Genomic DNA, 14,804 nt, shown 5'->3' with positions numbered 1-14,804 from the left:
CCCCTCCTCTCAGAAAATACGATAATTGGCGATACGGTAAGCGAGCCAATAGCTCAGAAGGATCAGGAAAAATCCGACGGTCGACTTGAACAGGCCTACAGCTGTGCCGAAGCTGAATTCGCCCTTGGTGAGCCCTACCCGGTACACGAACGTATCGATAATGTCGGCCTTCGCATAGACGAGCGGATTATATAAATTCAGGATCTGGTCGAACCCGGCATCGAGAATCCGGCCGAGCGACAGCGTACCGACGACGACGATGATCGGCAGAATCGACGGCAGCGTGACATACATCGTCTGCTGCCATTTCGTTGCCCCGTCAATCTCCGCCGCTTCATAGAGGGCGGGATTAATATTGGACAGCGCGGCAAGAAAAATAATGGCCGAGAAGCCGAACTCTTTCCAGACGTCGCTGACGACAAGCGTAACCCGGAACCAGTCGCCGTTGCCGAGAAAAAATATCGGTTCCACACCGAATAGCCCAAGGAATCGATTCACGATCCCGCCGGTACCCAGAATGTCGATCAGGATGCCCCCGAGCACGACCCAGGAAATAAAATGCGGTAAATAGACCAGAGTCTGGATCACGCGCTTCAGAAGCATTTTGCGGAGTTCATTCAGCATCAGGGCGAAAATAATAGGAACGACGAGCTGGAACACCAGCTTGGCGGTGGCGATAATCAGCGTATTAACGATCACCTGCACGCTGTCGGGGTAAGAGAACAGGTAGCGGAACTGCTCCAGACCCACCCACTCCGAACCGAAGATGCCCATCCAAGGCTCGTAATTTTGGAAAGCGATCACCAGGCCGAACATCGGCACATAGGAGAAAATCAAGCAAAGAATGACAGCAGGCAAGAGCAGCACATGATAGGGCCACGTCCGGACCCAGTAGTCCCGCATCGCTTTGAGCTCCTTTCACGGATAAAGGAGGCAGCATCAGCCGAAGCCGAATGCGCGCCTCCCCTCCTTCTGCGTTATGGTTTGTTTTTCTTGTACCACTCGTTTACTTCCTTCGTGATCAGCTCTCCTCCGTTCTTGTTGAACTGCACCACAAACTCATCGAACGAAGAGAGCGGCTTCTCGCCATAGATGATGCGCAGATAGCTTTCCGTCGCCAGCTTCTGCAGGAACTCGCCATGCTTCTTCATGCCGTCGGTAAGCGGGCCGTTATACCGGTTCGGAATCTCCAAATTCTGTTCCGACACCGCGACGCTCGCGGCGGACAACTGCGCCTTGTTCAGACCTTTGACGCTCTGCTCGATCGGCGTCTTCGCTTCGGCGTTCGGATCGGCAATAAACTTCTTGATCGCATCGGCGTTCATGTAAGGCACCAGCGGCGCCATCGTGCCGGTGAGCGGGTACAACATCCACCGCATATCCATACCGGTTCCGTCCGCAAGAGGCCATTGATGCTTCGGTACTCCGTTCGCCTCAAAGTTGCCGTTGACCACCTTTCCGTCCTTCAGCACATAATCGTAGCCTTCATGAAAGCCTTTCTCAAAGCGGGGATCGAAGTAAGGGTCTTGCGGTCCCAGGTTTTTGGCCAGCAGCTTGTTGAAGTAGGCGAACCACGCCTCGATCTGCTTGAAGTCCTTGCTAAATACGAGATACCCGCTGTTCAGCGGTTTTTGAGCTTTAGCCTTTAACCCGTCCGGTCCTGCGGGCAGCGGGTAAGCCTGCCATTCCGCCTTCGGATCGACCTTGGCCGTGTCGCCTAGCGGCCAGGAGCCCATCCAATACGGCCCGAACATGACGCCGGCCATACCGGCGGCGGCAAGCTCGGCCGCCTTGCTCGGATCCTTGATGCCGGCTTCCTTGTCGATATAACCTTTCGCCATCCAGGAAGCCATCGTCTCCAAGTACTTCTTCGCATCCGGGTGTATGGCGCCGTAAGTCAGGTTCCCGTTCGCGTCCTCGTTCCAGAACAGCTTGATGTCGTACGTGTTCACCATTTGCTTGGTGAAGGCGCCGACGATCGGATCCGTTTGGCCCATCCAGGTCCACGGCCCTTCCTTAAGCGGGATGGCAAGCCCCGTTTCGTCATCCTTGCCGTTCCCGTTCGGATCTTGTTCAGAGAACGCTTTCAATACAGTCTCGAGCTCGGCAATCGTTGTCGGGGGCTTCAGGGACAGCTTATCCAGCCAGTCCTTCCGGATCCACATGACCGTGCCCTCGTCGCCCACGAAGAAGGTCGGAACCCCATAGATGTTTCCGTCTACCGTAACTTCCGGCAGCACGTGCGCGTATTTCTTGAGCGCCTCCTTATAGACCGGATGCGCGTATTTCTCAATGGCATCGTTAACCGGAAGCAGTCTGCCTGCTCTGATCAGATCCTTGAGAATGTCGCCGCCCGCGCTGAACGTATCCGGCAGTTTACCGTTTGTGGAAAGAGCCAGCCTGATCTTCGTCTCGTTATCCTCGAACTTCCCGACAACCCATTCATACTTCGTAACGATGCCCAGCTTCTCTTCCATCCACCGGGAATGTACGTTGTTCGTCAAATTCTCCCCGGGCTTGAACGCGTTCGGCCGGTTCTCGTCCACGATCGCCGTTGAAATCGTGATGGGCGGATCGAACTTGAAATCCCATTTCGGCTTCGTAGAATCTGCCGTTTGGGTATTCGGTCCCGTCTTCCCGTTCTCTGCAGCCGGCGCCTTCCCGGTGCCGCTGTCCGAGCATCCCGCAATCAGCAAACTCAGCGCCGTCACTGACGTCAGTATCGTCGTCCATGTTTTTCGCATTTTCACCGACTCAACTCTCCCCTTATTCGAAATCGCTTGCAACCGATACGAAGGCGTCTCAGCCGGCTTTCGTATCTACAATCATCATAAGCTTTACGGGATTGAGTCATATATGGAAGAATTATCATTTTATAGAAGAAAATCATTCATTTTCCGCACGATGCCGATCCCGGTATTCCTGAGGCGTGATCCGGTAATAGTCGCGGAATTTTCGAATAAACCAGTTCGTGTTCGGATAACCGATGCTCTCCCCGACTTTATAAATTTTGTAGTCCGTATGCTTCAGCAGCTCCGACGCCCGGCGCATGCGCTGTTCATAGATGTACTGAGAGACCGTTGTGTCCGTGAACTGCTTAAACAGCTTGGACAGGTGGTTCGGATGTACATAAACGCGCCGGGCCAGCAGCGTGAGCGACAGCTCCTTGTCAAGCTCCTCACGAATGTATTGCTGCGTCTTGCGGACGATCGCCGCGTTCTGATCCTCGGATTCCTCGCTCACCTTGCCGCGGAGCGTGTTAAGCGCATCCAGCGCCCAGCTCTCCAGCTGCAGCGCATGAAGCATCGCTTTCCCCTTGATATAAGCCGCCTGCCGGGGTTCAAGCATCTGTGCCAGCGTCTTGCCGCTGCGGTTCGCTATATATTGAAACGCGTTCGACAGGAAAAAGAATACGTCACGCATCAATTCGGGCGAGCCCGCATGAAGAAGCGGCGATACAAACGAACGAATTTTGTTCTCCGCCTCCTCCCACTGCGCCGTCTCCAGCAGATGGGTGAGCAGCGGGGCTTCATACAGCTTTCGCATCAAGCGAGCCTCCTCCTCGTTACGCTGCGGCGCCGGCGCGGATGCGTCCATGCCTCTGCTGAGCTTCGTCTTGGCCTCCAGGTAGCGCGCGTGAAGCTCGTTCGGAAATAAACACGTATCTGCAGCCGCGACGGCAATGTCGCCTTTCAGCAGCGTTCGTACTTCATGGCTCAGCCTGTCGATCCGTTCGCGAAACCATTCCGGCTCGGGCGGCGCCCCGGACAGATCGTACACTAAGACCAGCTGATATCCATCCTCGTCCACAGCGGTCCAGCAGTCGTACCGTTCCATCAATAACTCTTCCAAAATGTTGGTCACCGCAAAGCGGATCAAGGACTGGGAGTATAAATCCTGTCCGTCGAAGGGGGCTCGAAGCTGGATGAGACAGAGCGAGGCGTGACCTAAGCTCGGAAGGGGGATATCAAACAGCTTCAGCTTATCCGCAAGCGCCTCGCCGCGCAGCGATCCGCCCAGCACTTTGAGCAGCAGCCCGGACTTCAGCTCCGCGCTGTTATCCCGATAAATACGGAAGCCGTGCGCAATCCTCCGTTCGTGCTCGAGCTGCTTCACGATCCGCCCCACGGCATGCAGAAGCTGTTCATCCTTGGCCGGCTTGATGAGATAATCGAGCGCCTGGAGCTCGATCGCCTTGCGTGCATATTCGAAATCCGCGTATCCGGTCAAGAGCAGGCATTTGAGATCGGGCTTGAACGGCCTCGCCTGTTCAATCAGCTCCAGCCCGTTCATTCGCGGCATCCGGATATCCGTCATCAAGACGGAAATATCCGCTTCCTTCAGAACGGCAAGCGCTTCGCTTGCGCTGTAGGCTTTAAACACTCGAGTAATCCCGAGTCTCTCCCAAGGTATCGTGCCCGCCAGGCTGTCCGTATAGTGTCTTTCGTCGTCAACCACCAGCAGATTGATCACGGCGATCCCTCCGTCTTGATTACGATGTTCTGCATTCTCCAGATCAGCTCCACCTTAAGCCCGCCTATCGCGGAAGGCTGAACGGCGATTTCGGAGTCTCCGCCGAAATGGCCCTGAAGACGGTGATACACATTCCATAAGCCGCAGCCGGCATAATCGTCGGCTGGAAGTCGAAGCTCGGTCAGCAGCTTGGCGATCGACACCGCTTCCATGCCGCTGCCGTTATCCTCCACCTCGACGTGAACCCGGTCCTCCCTTGCGACGACCCGGATCTGAACCCGGCCGATATCGTCAACATGTTCAAGACCGTGAACGAGCGCGTTCTCAACAAGAGGCTGGATCAGCAGCCGGGGGATGCGAATCCGCTCCAGCGCTTCCGGCAGTTCAATCGAATACGCCAGCGACTCATTGCGCAGCCGGTGTATTTCCAAATACGTGTGCACGAATGCCAGCTCTTCCTTTAGACTGACCCCCCGATTGTCCATTCGCGTCGTGTACCGGAAATAATCGGAAAGATGATGCGCCATATCGATAACGGCCCTATCGTTCTTCATCTTGGTCATGTTGATGATAAACCCTAGGGAGTTATACAAGAAATGCGGATGAATTTGAGCCTGAAGCTGCTTGAGCGTCGCGTCCCGGGCGTGAATTTGCGATTGCAGCACATTCTCGATCAGATCCTGGATTTGCGCCGCCATCTCGTTGAAGTTCTGCATCAGGAACGAGAATTCATTATTGGAATTCTTCTTCAGGCGGTAGGAGTAATCGCCGCGCTTGATCCGTTGAACGCCGCGTACCAAGCGAAAGATCGGCATCTGCACGTTCCAATACAAGGCGAACGCCGCCCCGACGCCGGTAATAAGCAGAAGCACCGATGCGACAGCGAACAGCACTCGCTGCTGCTTGATCGGACCTACGACTTGGTCGAGGGGGACAGCATCGATCAGATGCCAGTCCAAGAGAGCGGAATAATAGTAGGTGATGAGATACTGCTTGTCATCGAACCAGCGAATCATGTAGCCAGACTCACCGCCGTCGATGCGGCCGCTGAGCACCGTGACGATTCTTTCCATCCTTTCCTCGTCGGCGGACCGGTTGGCGATGAGGGAGTAGCCTGTTTTGAAAAAAAACGGATCGCCGGAATGGCTCGCCTTATACGTGTCCAGCAAATTTTCAAAATCCCATTGAAACAAGTTAATCCTCACCGCTAAATCAAGCTCGTCAGGCCTAATCGAACTGGAGCCGGTTGTGACATAGGTGCGGGTAAAGCCGGAGCCGATACCCAGCTTCTCGCTGAAGCGCCATCCCAGGGAAAATTGATTCTCGTATTCGGTCCGGTCGAACCGGTAGGCAGGAGAAGAGGAGATGCCTTCACCGCGCTTCGGGAAATAAACAATGACTTCGTTCCGCCAATTGCCCGAGTTGCTCGCAAGCGACAGCTTCTCCTGAATGAGCAGTCTTGTTTTCAGCATCGGATAATCGCTTAGACTGAGATTGTAGAGGTACTCCAGCACGTTCATATCGACGAGGATCGGTGTGGAAACCAGCTCCAGCTTCTCAATACTGGCATCCAGTTGGGCCATGAACAGGGCCATACGGTTGAGGCTGGACTTGATCAGCTCGTCCTGGATGACACTGACGCTCCTGTGCGTGGAGTAGTAGTAGAGTGCCATAACGGGAACGAGCAAGGACACCAGCAACAGAATCATTTTCTGAAAAATGTTGAATTGCATGCGCATGCCTCTTCGCCAGCCTTTTCGGGACGCCAAATTTGTAAGCGCTCTCTCCGATTTTACATGCCATCCTGCCACTTCGGAAATAGAAGGAATCGATTTCCATAGAACATTTTGAGCCCGTTTATCGGCCTCACCATCCTTCCTGATTTTACCATCAATTATTGAGCTCCAACAATCGCGTAACATATAAAAATCCCCTCCGGAACGCGGTACACCGCTGCCCTGTGAGGGGAAATCGTCGGAATTCTGAATTCATTCCTGCTTAAGACGGCTTGGAACCGGCACCTTGGACCAATCCATATCCGTTCCCATATAAAAGCTGGTGTAGCATGGCTGGTTGTACACTACATTTTGCCATGCGACACCTGTCCGGTATTGGGGATCGTGCATCAAGGTGTACAGCTTGCGGTCCGTAACCTCCGTGCTCATATAGATGCGGAAAGCAGTGCTGTCCGCCGTGCGGACGACCAGCTCCTCCCGCCAGTCTCCGAAGAGATCGGCCACGAGGCAGGGGTTGCCCTTGGTACCGTTGTTCGAGCGGGTTCCTTCCGCAGTCAGCAGCCTGCCGCGCTTCCAGTCCTCAATCACCACCGGCTCATCGAAGATGCCGCCGATGATCTGGGTGGTCATATCGGCCGCCCACTTGATGCTCATGTTGGTGCCCGGAGCCTTCTCGTCCAGCTGCTCTCCCTTGGCTGAGCGCAAGCCCCGGGACGGTTCATGCGCCAGATGGCTTTCGCTGCACCAGGTTTGGAGACCAGGTACCCCAGGCTCCACCTTGCCGATCATCCCGCGGCCCACGTCCTCCGCGGCGAAGGCTCCGTAAAGCACCTCCCCGGTGGCAGCGTCCCGCAGCGTGTAGCCGTAAGGACCATGAACGCCCGCCTCATGCACCATATAAATCTGCAGTCCATCCCGGTCAGGGTCGATGCGGGCTACATGCAGGGCATCGCCGTGGCCAAGCTTGGCGTACCTTCCCGGCGCAGCGCTGCCCTCCGGAAGGATGCCGCCGGAGCTGTACAGGATGCTGCCGTCATGATCCACCGTAGCCGACCCGTAGACGATCTCCTGGCAGCCGTCCCCGTCCACATCCGCCGTACTCAGCGAGTGCGCCCCCTGCTTGGCCAGCCCGCCGTACGGTTCATTGCGCCCGTTCTGCATGTGCAGAGTGTCCCGAAAAGGATTGTTCATCGTCACCCAGCCGCTGTCGGTATACCAATGCTCCTTCAGCTCCTGTCCGTCCCAGCTGTACGCGGCGATGGCCGCTCTGGTGTAATAGCCGCGGGCAAACAAGGCATAGGGCTTGCGGCCATCCAAATAAGCCACTCCGGCCAGGAAGCGGTCCACCCGGTTTCCCGGTTCAATGCGGTTCCAGGCATAATCTCCCCACATCAGTCCGTCATCATGGCGTCCCGGCTTGTAGCGGATCGTCGCCAGCTCTTCCCCCGTCTCGCCGCGGAACACGCTCAAATACTCCGGCCCCTTCAAAATAAAGCCCTCAAAGCTGCGGAGCTTGTTGCGCTCGCTTCTCTGCGGGGCATATACGTCCATGAAATGATCGGCCAATCTGACCGCATCCTCCCTGGACAGCGGATAGGCGTACGTAGGGGTTAGGCCGAAGCATTCCTCCAGTGTGGCGGGCCATCGCCCGGATACGACCTCCTCATGCGCATGCCAGCCCATAAACATCTCCACCACATGCTCGTAATAATCCGTACTGCTCATGCGGTAGTCGTCTTCATGGCTGACCCCCGCTTCCGCATCCTCCGGAAGCAGCGTGATATATTCTTCGGATACGGGGACACCATCCTTATAGCGAATTACTCTTGTTCCCGGCGCCGTCTTGAACATCAGCTCGGCCCTGCCGTCCCCGTCGAAATCATAAACGAGGAACTGGGTATAGTGGGCCCCGGCCCGGATATTGACGCCCAGATCGATCCGGTACAGCAGCGTGCCATCCAGCTTGTAGCAGTCCATGTACACATTCCCGGTATAGCCGGCATGGGATACATCCTTGGAATTGGAAGGATCCCACTTGACGATATATTCGTATTCTCCGTCCCCGTCCACATCCCCGACACTCATGTCATTGGCGCTGTAGGTATAGCTTTGTCCGGCGGGCGTCACGCCGTCTGCGGGCTTCTTCAGCGGAACTTCGATATAATCGTTTTCCCATGGCCGAACGCCGGCGCACTGCTCCTGCTCGGTTCCATCTATGACAGCGCTTACGGAATAGACGGAGTCCCGAGTGCCGCTTTTGTCCAAGTAATTGGTGCTGTCGCTGATTTCCGCGATTTTTTTCCCGTCCCGGTACAAATAAAAATCCGCCCCGGCAAGGCCATGCTCCTGTGTGCCCGTCACTTCGTGACCCAATAGTCTCCAACTGACGAATATCCCTTCGGAGGTACAGGCTGCAGCTAACCCCCGGTTCAAACGCTCCATCTGCACGTTCATGCCAAACTCCCCCTGCTCTCAAATGCATGTTCACCTTGCTTCATACCCGGAGGCCGCACGGAAAGAAAGCCGCCGGGCTTTGTGCACATGTATCTTACCCTTTCAATATCATTTCCGGCAATCGGACATTTTTGACCGGCCGGGTTATGGGGTAGTACTCTTTTGATGAAGTCGCATTATTTGCGAGTGTCGGCTTCAGGTGTAGACATGCCGCCGGTTCGGAGCACGCATAACGTCTGCTGACCAGAACGGGCGAAACTACATCGCCGATATAGGCGTAGGCGACCTTTGGTACTTCCTTTCCGGTCCATAAGCTCGGAGCTTGCATTCAGACTCGCTCCGCATAGAGAAATGGCCCGTCGATTAGAGCGGAACCATCCAATTAATCTCCGGTTTTTCACCTGCAGCCTTCATTTTTTTTGAAATGAAAACCAAAATTTTCAAAAAAATAGATGGAAATTCATTTTATATCATGTTAGCATTCGAAATGCCTGAGAACCTTACAATGAAAGGAAGATGAAACATGCAGATGAAAGTCGAAACGCTTCCAAACTATCGAATTGCTTATGTTAGACAAACAGGTCCGTATGGCCCCGCCAACGCGCAAGCAATGGAGAAGGTAAAAGAATGGGCTATGGAACGAAACCTACTTGACGAATCGGCAATTCTATTGGGAATACCACAAGATAACCCTGAAACTACACTTCCTGAAAACTGCAGATATGATGCATGCATTGTCATTTCCCGGGATTACCCAATTGACGATTCCATCTGCGAAAGTGAATTTCACGGTGGGGAATATGCAGTTTGCATAGTAAAACATACAGCGGAAGAAATGCAAAGGGCATGGGCTGAATTGTTGTCAGCTGTACATCATAACGAATTTCGAATAGATAACAAACCGATAATAGAAAAATACACAGGCGAAATGCTTAACAACGATCTTTGCGAAATTTGCATACCTATAAAGATGCAGAATTAGCCCGGGATCATTACCGGGCATCCATCTTTATTCCTTGAAGGGATCGCCGCGGACGCGCTGCCTATCCGCGGCAAGCCTATATCATTTCTTTTCACAAGCTACACCGTCATCATCGCGATCCAATTTCGAACCGTAACCCGGTTCTCCACGACGAATATTAAAAAGTCCTGCTTTATTCGCCTCTGTGCAATTGGCAAAGCTCACAACAGCTACGGCCTCGGGAGCAGACTTTGTCTCCGTCTTCTGGGCACTTACAGCAGGGGGATTTACAGAATTTATAGAAGACTCTTTCGTTTCGGGCAGTACGCTGCCTTCTTTGATTCCATCCACCACAAACAGCACTCTGGTTCCGTCCGCATAGCCTTCCAGCTTGTTGCCTATCCAAGATCCGGAGCCGCGATTATCGGCCGATTCGACGTAGGCAATATCCGCCCCTTCCCCGCCTTCCGCGCACATGGCCATTGGAAACTCGTCTCGATCAAAACCACTTTTTGTAGGAATGCCTGCTAAGGATTGAGCCCGGTTATGATCGGCATTCTTGCGATCAATTGTGCAAACAGCGGATTCCCCGTGATGAATTGCACTTATGATATGAGCAGCGGTTTTGGGGTATTGATCACCCGGGAAATGTAACACGGCGTCATAGGAAGCTGGGTTCACCCCTGCTACGACTTCCTTCGCCGCCTTATTCTGATCGGCTGCCACAGCTTGCTGGGGGGGTTCTATTGTTACTTGTTCTGCTATCTGCTTCTTCGTTGGTGCTGCCTGTCCATTCGTTGTCGCAGGTTCCGCCGCAGGCTTCTCCGTAGTGATGGGTGGAGATTGTGGAGTCACCGGGGCCGATAGTTGGCTGTCTGTAGTGCCTGAGCTCATCACGGAGCCAATCATTATGATGAGGATGTAACCCAAGGCTGCATATCGCTTAGCAGGTGTCAACTTCCTCCATTGAAACAAAAGCATCATATACGGCACGAAAATCCATCCTAGTACCTTCCACATATCTTTCCTCCGCCTAGTCTGTCGTCAAGTGTTGTATTCAGAAAAATATGTTGTGGAACCGTTGGCCCATACCTTTTCCGCATCCTGGCAAAAGCACGGAAGGCGGCATAAACGATCAAAATATCTATATTTACGCCTATTAACGACAAGATTTTCCTGAATCATTCGACAAAATCATTCGAAATCCTCCTTGCGATCATTCAGGGCAATAAACTAGTATGGTGTGGCGCACGCGCAAAAAAACATGGACGCCCTCTGCATTTTCCTATAAGTTCTTAGTAGATCTTATGATGTAACGCCGGGAGGTTGAATGTCGTGTCAGGTAGCTTAGCCGGAAAGATTGCACTAGTAACAGGAGCAGGCAGCGGACTCGGAAAGACGATCGCCAAGGGGCTTGCCGAACATGGGGCCATGGTCGTGCTTGTCGGCCGCAGGGAGAATCATTTAGCGGAAACGCAGAAAATCATAGAGGCTGCGGGTGGCAAAGCCGCCATATATAAAGCGGATGTGAGCGATAGAGCAAGCGTTGACGGATTGGCGCAATATGTTTTGACTAACGTCGGTGTGCCATCGATTGTAGTGAATGCGGCGGGGATTTACGGAGAAACCGAACCTATCTCGAATAGCGCCCCCGACCTTTGGGTCAACACGCTTATGATCAATACGGCAGGCCCTTATTTCATATGCAGAGCGTTTGTCAAAGAAATGATTCAACAAGGCTGGGGGCGCATCGTCAATATTTCCTCCGCCGCTTCTTTATCGAATCCCAAACCGACGAACAGCGCCTACGCCGTAAGCAAAGTCGCATTGAACCATTTTACGAGGCAGCTGGCCGTCGAAGTGGAAGGCACCGGCGTGACAGCCAACGTGATGCATCCCGGAGAAGTCAAGACGGAAATGTTCGAAGCGATACGCCAAGCATCCGAAGCAAACGGAGATATGAAGAGGTGGATCGATTGGGTAGAGGACACCGGAGGAGACGCCCCCGAGAAATCCACCGATTTGATCGTCAATTTGACGAAGCAGGAGTCCGACGGAGTCAATGGCCGCTTCTTGTGGATCGAAGACGGGCTCAAGCCGCCTTTGAAAAGCTGGGACTGAGTGATTTCCGTAAGTACAAAGGCGGCCGATCGTGATGAATCGGCTGCCCTTTTAGCGTCTTCCCTTAATTTAACCCGCCCATGATGGGGTGTGGTACATACGGCTCCTCCAAGCTCGCCACTTCACCCGGCGTTAGTTTCACGGATAAAGCGGCGACGGCGTCCTCCAAATGATGAGGCTTGGTCGCCCCGACGATCGGTGCCGTCACCGGCTCCTTCTGCAGCACCCACGCAAGTGCGACTTGCGCCCGGGGAATGTCTCGGGCGGAGGCGATCTCTGCGACACGGTTTACTACGATGCGGTCGGCATCGGCGGTTTGCGCATAGAGTGACTTCCCAAACTCATCCGTCTCAGACCTGGCGCTTTGTTCATCCCAATCACGTGTCAATCGGCCGCGCGCAAGCGGGCTCCAAGGAATGACGCCGACTCCCTCTTCCCGGCAAAGCGGCAGCATCTCCCGTTCTTCTTCCCTATACAGCAAATTCAAATAATTTTGCATCGAAACGAATCGAGTCCAGCCGTTTCGTTCAGCGACATGCTGAGCTTTGAGGAACTGCCAGGCATACATCGAGGACGCGCCGATATAACGCGCCTTCCCCGCTTTCACCACATCGTGGAGCGCCTCCATCGTCTCCTCGATTGGCGTTCCGTTGTCCCATCTATGGATTTGATACAGATCGACGTAATCGGTACCAAGCCGCTTTAGGCTGTTATCGATTTCACTCATGATCGCCTTGCGGGATAGACCGCCGCCGTTAGGTCCGGAACGTACACGACCGTGCACTTTGGTCGCGATGACAACTTCGTCGCGGGGCGCGAAGTCCTTTAAAGCGCGGCCGACAATTTCCTCGCTGGTTCCGTCTGAATATACGTTAGCGGTATCAAAGAAGTTGATTCCCAGTTCAATCGCCCTTTTAATAAAGGGCCTGCTCTGCTCTTCGTCCAGCGTCCACGGATGCGATCCGCGATTGGGTATCCCGTAGCTCATGCAGCCCAGGCAAATACGGGAAACTTCAAGTCCACTTCGGCCAAGCTTAACATATTCCATGCGCGCACACGCTCCCTGGGAATTTCATGATACAGAAGTCAATTTCCATTTTATCACAGATGCCCGAATTACAATATTGACTCTACATTGTCTATAGTACGGTCAGCTGACAGATCCACATCGTCATCGCTTAACCATCGCGGCACTTACTTCCCAAAGTCGGGAGGCTAAGTGCCGGTCATAGGTCATTGGCTTGGATTTTACTATTTTTCGGTTACTGAAATATTTCCCCGTCATTCCTTCCACTTCAGGAGACAATGCAAGATAAACGGATGTATCCGCATGCTCCTCCGGGGTTTTCAGGAAAGGGGTAAACAGTGTAGTTAGTAATTGTGCAAATCCTCCTTCCGTATAAACACTAATATTGGTCTTCGCTTCCCCGGGATTCAGACAATTTGCGGTTATCCCCGTTCCCTCTAAACGACGGGCCAGCTCGTAAGTGAACAGAATGTTAGCTAGTTTCGTCTGAGCATAGGCTTTAAAAAAGCGATAACGCTTCGAGAAGTGTAAGTCGTCAAAATGAATCTTGCCATAATAATGTCCAAGCGAAGAGACCGTCACGATCCGCCCCGCCTTACTGATCATAAGCTGTTCTAACAACAGGTTGGTTAATAAAAATGGTGCCAGATGGTTGACGCCAAATTGCATTTCGTAACCGTCTTGAGTGAGCTGCCGCTCTCGCGTTATAACGCCCGCATTATTGATTAATACGTCCAGATGACCATAGTTGTTCGTGTATTCCGCCGCCAACCTTCTAACATTAGACAATGCGGAGAAGTCACAAATCATCAAATCGATATTCGGATTGCCGCTTTCCTTCACGATTTCTTCTTTTGCGAGCTCTCCTCGATGTGGATCTCTGCAGACCATTACGACTCTAGCATTTTGCTTGGCTAAAGAAAGTGCCGTCGCTTTGCCCAGCCCGGAATTCGCACCTGTTACCATAACGATGCGTTGTTGTTTCAACCCATTCATGTGTCCACTACCCCTCCGCATTTTATTCAACACTAGTGTTGATTATCTTGAATTACAAGTTATATAGTATGGAAGAGTCGAAAAATACTCAATCGTTGGAATATCCGGGATATGTACAGTAATGAACAGAATGAAGGTAATCTGTCGATTACACATAAAAAAATTGGAGGACTCGCAGGGATGAAGATGGATCGCAGAAAACTGAGGACAAGACGGCTCTTGCAAAAGGCTTTACTTGAAGTCATTGAAGAAAAAGGGGCAGACCGGGTTACGGTCAGTGATGTGACCAAGAAAGCAGACGTAAATCGCGGCACCTTCTATCTGCACTACACGGATTCTCTGGATATGCTCCAAAAAGTAAAAGAAGAAATATGGGAAGGCTTAAGAGCACGTATCGACAGCCTGAATCCATACGATTACCTGCAGTTTGCTCATAAGAAAGAGCCCGATCCCGCATTAGTGAAGGTTGTGGAGTATTTTGGGGAACATGCGGATTTTTTCCGAGTTATTCTCGGACCGAAAGGCGATCCGTCTTACAGCATTCGCATCAAAGATTATTTGATAAAGCAGCATTTGTCCAACTTGCTGAACCCTGCACACCCTAAAGTGTCGAATTCTTCACTACCCTTCGATTTCCTCATTGCTAGTGTCGCATCGGCAAATCTAAGCATCCTTCAGTATTGGATAGATACGGAAAAACGTCAATCACCCAAAGAGATCGCCCTTATGATCACGCAATTGATAGGAAACGGCGCCTTTCAATTAGTCGACAGGAGCAGCGGGTAAATAAAAAGAACTCCATCAGTTATTGAAGTGCACCCCTTAGAATAGACATTGGAAAAACCCCCTGGTTATTCCGATGAATGGCGGTTAAAGGACAAAAATTTCATCACTATCCAGAATCGGTGAAGCGTGAAGCGATTCGGTTGCATGTGGAGGAAAAGTGGCCGTATCGAGAGATTACGGAACATCTACGAATACATGATACAGGTCGGGTTAAAAAATGGATGAGGAAGTACCGGGAAGAAGGTGAGCG

General features: G+C 52.7%; 12 protein-coding genes and 2 pseudogenes. 5 read left to right on the top strand and 9 right to left on the bottom strand.

Annotated features, from left to right (window positions below; all coding sequences use genetic code 11):
- Window positions 1–9: 9 nt before the first annotated feature.
- The 5 genes from ACFFK0_RS14475 to ACFFK0_RS14455 all read right to left on the bottom strand — a co-directional run bounded on the left by ACFFK0_RS14475 (window position 10) and on the right by ACFFK0_RS14455 (window position 8,663).
- Window positions 10–903 (bottom strand): ABC transporter permease, encoded by an 894-nt coding sequence (locus ACFFK0_RS14475; protein ID WP_377470963.1) that lies wholly within the window; start codon window positions 901–903, stop codon window positions 10–12.
- A gap of 74 nt (window positions 904–977) precedes the next feature.
- Window positions 978–2,750, bottom strand: a complete 1,773-nt coding sequence (locus ACFFK0_RS14470) for a type 2 periplasmic-binding domain-containing protein (protein ID WP_377470962.1) — start codon at window positions 2,748–2,750, stop codon at window positions 978–980.
- A 136-nt stretch (window positions 2,751–2,886) separates the two neighbouring features.
- Window positions 2,887–4,473, bottom strand: coding sequence for a response regulator transcription factor (locus ACFFK0_RS14465; RefSeq protein WP_377470961.1), 1,587 nt, complete (start codon window positions 4,471–4,473; stop codon window positions 2,887–2,889).
- Window positions 4,470–6,206 carry a sensor histidine kinase gene (locus ACFFK0_RS14460; protein ID WP_377470960.1) on the bottom strand — a complete coding sequence of 579 codons (1,737 nt, stop codon included), beginning with the start codon at window positions 6,204–6,206 and terminating at the stop codon, window positions 4,470–4,472. The genes ACFFK0_RS14465 and ACFFK0_RS14460 overlap by 4 nt, the downstream gene beginning before the upstream one ends.
- Before the next feature lie 255 nt (window positions 6,207–6,461).
- A complete protein-coding gene (locus ACFFK0_RS14455; RefSeq protein ID WP_377470959.1) occupies window positions 6,462–8,663 on the bottom strand; it encodes a rhamnogalacturonan lyase in 2,202 nt (733 codons plus the stop codon).
- Window positions 8,664–8,886: 223 nt separating this feature from the next.
- Here ACFFK0_RS14455 and ACFFK0_RS14450 point away from each other — a divergent pair.
- Both ACFFK0_RS14450 and ACFFK0_RS14445 read left to right on the top strand, forming a co-directional pair.
- Window positions 8,887–8,970: pseudogene (locus ACFFK0_RS14450) on the top strand (cupin domain-containing protein); the annotation flags it as partial.
- 216 nt (window positions 8,971–9,186) lie between these two features.
- Window positions 9,187–9,645: an AraC family transcriptional regulator gene (locus ACFFK0_RS14445; RefSeq protein ID WP_377470958.1), complete on the top strand. Its 459-nt coding sequence runs from the start codon at window positions 9,187–9,189 to the stop codon at window positions 9,643–9,645.
- Window positions 9,646–9,726: 81 nt separating this feature from the next.
- Here the strand turns inward: ACFFK0_RS14445 and ACFFK0_RS30685 are convergent, their stop codons facing one another.
- Both ACFFK0_RS30685 and ACFFK0_RS30680 read right to left on the bottom strand, forming a co-directional pair.
- The gene (locus ACFFK0_RS30685; protein ID WP_446686280.1) at window positions 9,727–9,849 is read right to left on the bottom strand and encodes an excalibur calcium-binding domain-containing protein; all 123 of its coding nucleotides are present in this window, start codon (window positions 9,847–9,849) and stop codon (window positions 9,727–9,729) included.
- Between the two features lie 123 nt (window positions 9,850–9,972).
- Window positions 9,973–10,350 (bottom strand): annotated as a pseudogene (locus ACFFK0_RS30680) (NucA/NucB deoxyribonuclease domain-containing protein); the annotation flags it as partial.
- Between the two features lie 609 nt (window positions 10,351–10,959).
- Between ACFFK0_RS30680 and ACFFK0_RS14435 the strand changes: the two are divergent.
- On the top strand, window positions 10,960–11,745 hold the full coding sequence (locus tag ACFFK0_RS14435) for an SDR family NAD(P)-dependent oxidoreductase (RefSeq protein WP_377470956.1): 786 nt from the start codon (window positions 10,960–10,962) through the stop codon (window positions 11,743–11,745).
- 64 nt (window positions 11,746–11,809) lie between these two features.
- Here ACFFK0_RS14435 and ACFFK0_RS14430 read toward each other — a convergent pair whose 3' ends face one another.
- Both ACFFK0_RS14430 and ACFFK0_RS14425 read right to left on the bottom strand, forming a co-directional pair.
- Window positions 11,810–12,793, bottom strand: coding sequence for an aldo/keto reductase (locus ACFFK0_RS14430; RefSeq protein WP_377470955.1), 984 nt, complete (start codon window positions 12,791–12,793; stop codon window positions 11,810–11,812).
- Window positions 12,794–12,916: 123 nt separating this feature from the next.
- Window positions 12,917–13,768, bottom strand: coding sequence for an SDR family oxidoreductase (locus tag ACFFK0_RS14425; protein WP_377470954.1), 852 nt, complete (start codon window positions 13,766–13,768; stop codon window positions 12,917–12,919).
- A 180-nt stretch (window positions 13,769–13,948) separates the two neighbouring features.
- Between ACFFK0_RS14425 and ACFFK0_RS14420 the strand changes: the two genes are divergently transcribed.
- Complete coding sequence (locus tag ACFFK0_RS14420; protein WP_377470952.1) at window positions 13,949–14,554, top strand: TetR/AcrR family transcriptional regulator; 606 nt, start codon at window positions 13,949–13,951, stop codon at window positions 14,552–14,554.
- 77 nt (window positions 14,555–14,631) lie between these two features.
- Window positions 14,632–14,804 (top strand): helix-turn-helix domain-containing protein (locus ACFFK0_RS14415; protein WP_377471068.1); only part of this gene is annotated, 173 nt, incomplete at its 3' end.

Source organism: Paenibacillus chartarius, from assembly GCF_042432825.1.
GTDB classification, from domain to species: domain Bacteria; phylum Bacillota; class Bacilli; order Paenibacillales; family NBRC-103111; genus Gordoniibacillus; species Gordoniibacillus chartarius.
The sequence above is the reverse complement of the archived record's forward strand: the minus strand, read 5'-3'. Positions and strand labels throughout refer to the sequence as shown.

Coding starts and splice junctions, on each gene's coding strand:
- ACFFK0_RS14475 (WP_377470963.1), bottom strand. CDS start 903: ATGCGGGACTACTGGGTCCGGACGTGGCCCTATCATGTGCTGCTCTTG.
- ACFFK0_RS14460 (WP_377470960.1), bottom strand. CDS start 6,206: ATGCAATTCAACATTTTTCAGAAAATGATTCTGTTGCTGGTGTCCTTG.
- ACFFK0_RS14455 (WP_377470959.1), bottom strand. CDS start 8,663: ATGAACGTGCAGATGGAGCGTTTGAACCGGGGGTTAGCTGCAGCCTGT.
- ACFFK0_RS14445 (WP_377470958.1), top strand. CDS start 9,187: ATGCAGATGAAAGTCGAAACGCTTCCAAACTATCGAATTGCTTATGTT.
- ACFFK0_RS14430 (WP_377470955.1), bottom strand. CDS start 12,793: ATGGAATATGTTAAGCTTGGCCGAAGTGGACTTGAAGTTTCCCGTATT.
- ACFFK0_RS14425 (WP_377470954.1), bottom strand. CDS start 13,768: ATGAATGGGTTGAAACAACAACGCATCGTTATGGTAACAGGTGCGAAT.
- ACFFK0_RS14420 (WP_377470952.1), top strand. CDS start 13,949: ATGAAGATGGATCGCAGAAAACTGAGGACAAGACGGCTCTTGCAAAAG.